The organism is uncultured Tessaracoccus sp. (assembly GCF_947255005.1).
In the GTDB taxonomy this organism is placed as follows: Bacteria; Actinomycetota; Actinomycetes; order Propionibacteriales; family Propionibacteriaceae; genus Arachnia.
On record NZ_CAMYFI010000101.1, the window covers coordinates 1 to 5,086 of the forward strand.

The following is a 5,086-nucleotide window of genomic DNA, read 5'->3' on the forward strand; positions in this document are numbered from 1 at the left end:
GGGCGTAGGCGCCGGGTAGGCTGGTGCCATGAAGCGCAAGCTGCTGTTGTTCCTCGTTATGGTGAGCGTTGTGCTGGCCATCTTCGGCGTCATCGACAAAGTGGAAGCCAGGCGGAGGCGCGAGCTGTGGGCGGAAGCCACCGACTAAGCCCGCACCCCCGCAGCTGAGGGTCAGTACCCGAGCATCTTTTTGCGCTCGGGCAGCCAAGCGATGGCGTCGCGTACCGCGTCGGTTTCGGATAGCTTCGCTTCCCAGCCCAGCACGTCCTTCGCCTTGTGCGAGACGGTGTACACGCCCGCGACGTCGCCGGGGCGCGGCGGGCCGAACGTGACCTGCAGCGGGTCGCCCGAGATCTCCTCGAAGCTCGCGGCGAGCTCCTTGACGGTGACGCCGTTGCCTGTGCCGATGTTGAACACCTGGTACGGCTCGCTGGCGGTGGCCTCGTCGAAGTGCTCCAGCGCGGCCACGTGCGCCTGCGCGAGATCCCAGACGTGGATGTAATCGCGGATGCCGGAGCCGTCGCGGGTAGGCCAATCCACGCCGGTGACGGTGAACGTCTCATGGTTTTGCCACGCCTCGAGCAGCTTCGCGAGCACGTGGGTGGGGTGTTCGAGCTGCTGGCCGGAGCGGAGCTTCGGGTCGGTGCCGATGGGGTTGAAGTACCTGAGCGACAGCACACGCATGCTGGACGCTTTCGTGAAGTCCTCCAAAATGAGTTCGACGAGGTACTTCGTTTTCGCATACGGCGAGTTGGGTTGCAGCGGCGACTGCTCCGTCACGACGAAGTTTTCGTCCGGTGCGTAGATCGACGCCGAGGATGAGAACAAGAACCGCTCGTTGCCGTTGCGTTCGAGCGCTTCGAGCAGCTTCACGGTCTTGCCGACGTTGTTGTCGTAGTAGCCGAGCGGATCGGCCACCGACTCAGGCACGACGATCTTCGCCGCGCAGTGCACCACCGCATCGATGCGGTGCTCCGCGAAGATCTGGTCGACGAGCGCGCCGTCGGCGATGTCTCCCTCATACAGTGGCCGGTCGTGGATGAATTCGCACTTGCCGGTGGAGAAATCGTCGAGGATAACTACGTCGTGACCTGCGTCTTCGCAGGCGGAGGCCACAGTGGAGCCGATGTACCCGGCGCCGCCAGTGATGAGAATCTTCATGCTGTTGAGCCTACAGGGCAACGGCGTGCGGCAATGGGCGGCCAAGATAGATCAAGTTCGTGGTGGATAGACGAGCCACGAACTTGATCTATCTTGACTGGTTGGTGGGCTCGTGGCTGAGACTGCGTCGAACGGGTCGCAGACCCAGCCCCTCGATGTGAGCGAAATCGTTGGGGTTCGCGGTGTGAAGGGGGATTTGCTGCGAGATGGCAACCGCGGCGATCAGCGCGTCGTACCCGCGTGCTGCTGGCTTGCGGCCTGAGGCGCGCAGCGATGCGGCCACCATGCCGAATGTGCGTGCAGCAGCGGCGTCGAAAGGGAGGGGCTCGAAGGTGGCCTCCGCCAGTTGCAGCACCTGCTGCCGGTGCGCCCGCTCTGTCGGGTCAGCGGCTACGAGCGGACCGACGGACAACTCGGCAAGCGTGATGGCGCTGATCAGCGGGACGTCCGGGAGATCGTCGGGTTCGACGTGAGCGAGGTCGATCACCAGATTCGTGTCTAGGAGCCCTGCTCCCTCGGGGATGGTCACAGCGACCAGTCCAGCATGTCGTCGACATCTCGCTGGAACTGCTTGGTGTCGATCGTCGGCAGGGCTGCCCAGCGAAGCAGCAACTGCTCTCGACGCAGCGGCGTCTTGCGCAGCGGAACGACCTGCGCCACAGGCTCACCGCCTTTGGTGACCACGACGCTCTCGCCCTGCTGCACGCGTTTCAGCAGAGCGGCGCTGTTGTTGCGCAGTTCGCGAACCGGAACACTCATACACGAAGTGTATCACCCGTGATACGCCCCGATTGTTACCAGCCGCGAGCCTCCCACTCGTCCACGTGAGGCGCCTCGGCACCGATGGTGGTGGACTCCCCGTGCCCTGGATGCACGACGGTGTCCGCGGGAAGCGTGAACAGTCGCTCACGCAGCGACGACATGATTTGTCGGAAGTCGGAGTAATCCCAGCGGGTCGCGCCCGGCCCGCCCGGAAAGAGCGTGTCACCGCTCAACACGGCGCGGAGCCCGTCGATACGCAGCGACGTTGACCCCGGCGTGTGTCCGGGAGTGTGCATGGCCTGGATGGTTTCGCCCGCGACGGTGAACGTCGCCCCATCTTCGAGGGGGAGGAATCCATCGGGGCTGCCGGTGGCGTCTTCCCACAGGAAGCGGTCGGCCTCGTGCAGATAGGCGGGGGCGGGGATGCGGGACACGAACGCCGGTGTGGCGCGCACGTGGTCCCAGTGGCCGTGGGTGAGGAGCACAGCCAGCACCTTGCGCCCGTTGACGGCGATGGCGACGGCGTCGGGGTCGTGGGCTGGGTCCACCACGATCACCTCGTGGCTATCACCGACGAGCCACACGTTGTTCTCGTGTTCGGGCCGTCCGGCGGGGTCGACGTTACCGGCTGTCACGAGCCGTTCGATCTCAGTCATGGGGATACCTCCTGGGGCCACTGTAGGGGCATGAGGGGGCATAATCGTTTGGTGCTGCGGGCGGTTTCTTCCCGTTTGGCCTAGCTGGAGGGCACACCCAAGGTCTGATACTGAGCGTTTCGCTGCCATACTGAGGGATGTGTCCACCGACTACTTCGACGACGATTACGACCCGCTCGCACCCATGATCGACGCTGCGCCCGCAGACGTCGACGAAGCGGCGCGCCTCGACGAGGCGTCGTGGCACTCTGATTCGTGGCAGTCCATCGACGACGATGTGACCGATGACGAGCTGTTCGACGACGATGCGGCCAACGTTGAGTTATTCGACGACGAGCTGATCGATGATGATGAAGGCGACGGCGGAATCGGTGGCGGCAACGGCATCGTGCGGATTTGGGTGGAAGACGACGGGCGTATATCGAAGGTGCGGGTGAGCCCCATCTGGTTTCAGCGGCTGGGCCCCGGCCGAACCTTGGAGCAGGCGTTCCTGGAGGCCTTTGGCAAGGCCAGGATGCGCGTCGCCGAGCCGGGCGTCGTCGAATCCCCGTCGTTTGACGATGCTGATTTTGGCGAGATTCCCCCGCTCACCCCGGAGAACATCTCGCTGTACGTGCGCATGATGAATGACCACCGCGAACGCTGGCTCGCTTTGGTGGAGGAAGCTGCCCAGGAGCCTCCGGCCCCGGTGCCCACCTTTCGTGGGAAGTCTGCCGGTGTCGTCGTGACGCTCACGGATGCCGGCTTCCCAAGTCAGGTGGAGTTCGATGAGAAGTGGCTTGACGACGCGCAGGTCGGATCAATCTGTATTAACGTCAGTGCAGCAGCAACCAAGGCGTATGAGCAGTTTGAGCGGTACGTCCCCGAAGCCAACGAACGCGACGAGGAAATACGGACGATGGAAGCGGAGCTAGAGTACATGATGGCTGGCTTCTACCGTTTGTTCGAGCCCAGAAGGTGAGAGATGACCGAACCGTCAGACGAGGATACAGCACGGCAGCAGCGGGTCACCGCGTCCGAGTTTTGGGGTGTCTCCGCAGACTCGGACGATTTGCTCGCTGATGGCGAGCTGCGCGAGGGAATGATCAACCCCAACGCCTCCGGCGGCAAGGGGAAGAACTCCGGGCCGGGCATGATGCCGCCCATGATGATGGGCGGTGCAGGCGCCGGCGCCGGTGTGGGTGCAGGTGCCCAAAACGCCATGGGTGCCAACGCGATGGCCGCGGGCCAGATGAACGCCATGGGTGCGCAGAGCGCGATGCGTAGCGCCGGTGGCGCGCCTGGTATGGGTGCAGGCATCGGCCCGGGCGGAGGTAACTCCGGTGTGTTGGCAGCCGGCGACGAGTCCCTGCTTGGTGGCATCCCGTCGAATTGGAGGCCCGGCGACCCGATTCTCCCTGGTGATCCCCGCCACCCAGGAGGCGACCTGGGTGCAATCTTCCCCGGCGACCCCCGCTACGGCGACCTCGTGCCTGGGTGGTCCGACGGCGTTTACGGTGATCCGTCGGATCCGAGCACCTGGAACATCCCCACCGGGTACAACCCAAACGACCCAAGCACCTGGGGCCGCGGTGACTACGGCCTCGGTGGTGTGCTGCCTAGCGATGGTGCGAAACATGCTTGGAGCTACGGCGACCCGATCATGCCGGGCGACCCGCGCCACCCAGGCGGCCCTCATCCGCTGTATCCCGGCGACTCGGGCTACGACCGGTCTGCATTCGATGGTGTTCTCGGCCCCGACGGCTGGTCCGGCATTAACCGGCCGCACGAAACCAACATTCCGACCGCACCTGGCCCCAAGCCGGGCGATGCCCGTGATGTGGTTGGTGATGGGCGAGGGCCCCACGACGGTGTGCATGCGCCGCAACCCCCGCTAGGTGGCCCGAACAGCGGCTACGGTAACCCCAGTGTCGGCCCCACCGATGGTGTGAGCGTCCCAGGAGTCGGGCAGCCCAACCTCCCCACTGCTGGCCCGACCTCTGGCCCCTGGTCTGGTGATGTTTCAGCAAATGACACCGGCACGGACACCAGCTTCAGCGTCGACCACGCCCAACTGCGCGAGCAGGCCAAGAAGTGGCAGGACGCATCCGACAAGACGGCCGCGCTGCATGGCAGGATGCGGCTACCGCAAGACTTCGGAATCGCTGCACCCGCACTGCGAGCAATGAACAAGCTGGGTGGTTGTGTCATCGACTGGTCAACCGGCGCGAGCAAGGAGTTCAACCAGATCGCCGATAATCTCATCGCCGCCGCCGATAGGTATGAAGAGCAAGAAGGCTTCGGCGTGCGACAGTCCAATCAGGTAGGGGGTCAGTGACATGGTGGCGATAGCTGCAACCGACGCAGGAGCAGGCGGATTTCTACCTCTAGGTCAGCTGCTGGGCAACGCGAAGGTGAAGTACGCCGACGACGGTTTCCTCGGCGAACGAACTTCGTCGGAGAAAGATCAGCAGTACAAGCGCCTTCCCTTGAACGCGAAGGCGCTGCGCACGAGCCTCGACGCCGCC

General features: G+C 64.3%; 7 protein-coding genes. 3 read left to right on the plus strand and 4 right to left on the minus strand.

The features are described from left to right. Positions 1 to 171 precede the first annotated feature (171 nt). The 4 genes from galE to Q0X61_RS12570 form a co-directional block, all read right to left on the minus strand. Positions 172 to 1,161: a UDP-glucose 4-epimerase GalE gene (gene galE / locus Q0X61_RS12555; protein WP_297743149.1), complete on the minus strand. Its 990-nt coding sequence runs from the start codon at positions 1,159 to 1,161 to the stop codon at positions 172 to 174. A gap of 88 nt (positions 1,162 to 1,249) precedes the next feature. Next, positions 1,250 to 1,690, minus strand: coding sequence for a type II toxin-antitoxin system VapC family toxin (locus Q0X61_RS12560; protein WP_297743151.1), 441 nt, complete (start codon positions 1,688 to 1,690; stop codon positions 1,250 to 1,252). After that, a complete protein-coding gene (locus Q0X61_RS12565; protein ID WP_297743153.1) occupies positions 1,687 to 1,920 on the minus strand; it encodes a type II toxin-antitoxin system Phd/YefM family antitoxin in 234 nt (77 codons plus the stop codon). Before Q0X61_RS12565 ends, Q0X61_RS12560 begins: the two co-directional genes overlap by 4 nt. 35 nt (positions 1,921 to 1,955) lie before the next feature. Continuing rightward, a complete protein-coding gene (locus tag Q0X61_RS12570; protein ID WP_297743154.1) occupies positions 1,956 to 2,579 on the minus strand; it encodes an MBL fold metallo-hydrolase in 624 nt (207 codons plus the stop codon). 139 nt (positions 2,580 to 2,718) lie between these two features. Here Q0X61_RS12570 and Q0X61_RS12575 point away from each other — a divergent pair, with 139 nt between their 5' ends. The 3 genes from Q0X61_RS12575 to Q0X61_RS12585 form a co-directional block, all read left to right on the plus strand. After that, complete coding sequence (locus Q0X61_RS12575) at positions 2,719 to 3,540, plus strand: hypothetical protein (RefSeq protein ID WP_297743155.1); 822 nt, start codon at positions 2,719 to 2,721, stop codon at positions 3,538 to 3,540. 3 nt (positions 3,541 to 3,543) lie between these two features. Next, positions 3,544 to 4,896: a hypothetical protein gene (locus Q0X61_RS12580; RefSeq protein ID WP_297743156.1), complete on the plus strand. Its 1,353-nt coding sequence runs from the start codon at positions 3,544 to 3,546 to the stop codon at positions 4,894 to 4,896. A 1-nt stretch (position 4,897) separates the two neighbouring features. After that, positions 4,898 to 5,086, plus strand: a 189-nt coding sequence (locus tag Q0X61_RS12585) for a hypothetical protein (RefSeq protein ID WP_297743157.1), incomplete at its 3' end; no start/stop codon positions are given.

Excerpts from the sequence above, each read along its gene's own strand:
- Q0X61_RS12580 (WP_297743156.1), top strand. The coding sequence starts at position 3,544 with ATGACCGAACCGTCAGACGAGGATACAGCACGGCAGCAGCGGGTCACC.
- galE (WP_297743149.1), bottom strand. The coding sequence starts at position 1,161 with ATGAAGATTCTCATCACTGGCGGCGCCGGGTACATCGGCTCCACTGTG.
- Q0X61_RS12570 (WP_297743154.1), bottom strand. The coding sequence starts at position 2,579 with ATGACTGAGATCGAACGGCTCGTGACAGCCGGTAACGTCGACCCCGCC.
- Q0X61_RS12565 (WP_297743153.1), bottom strand. The coding sequence starts at position 1,920 with ATGAGTGTTCCGGTTCGCGAACTGCGCAACAACAGCGCCGCTCTGCTG.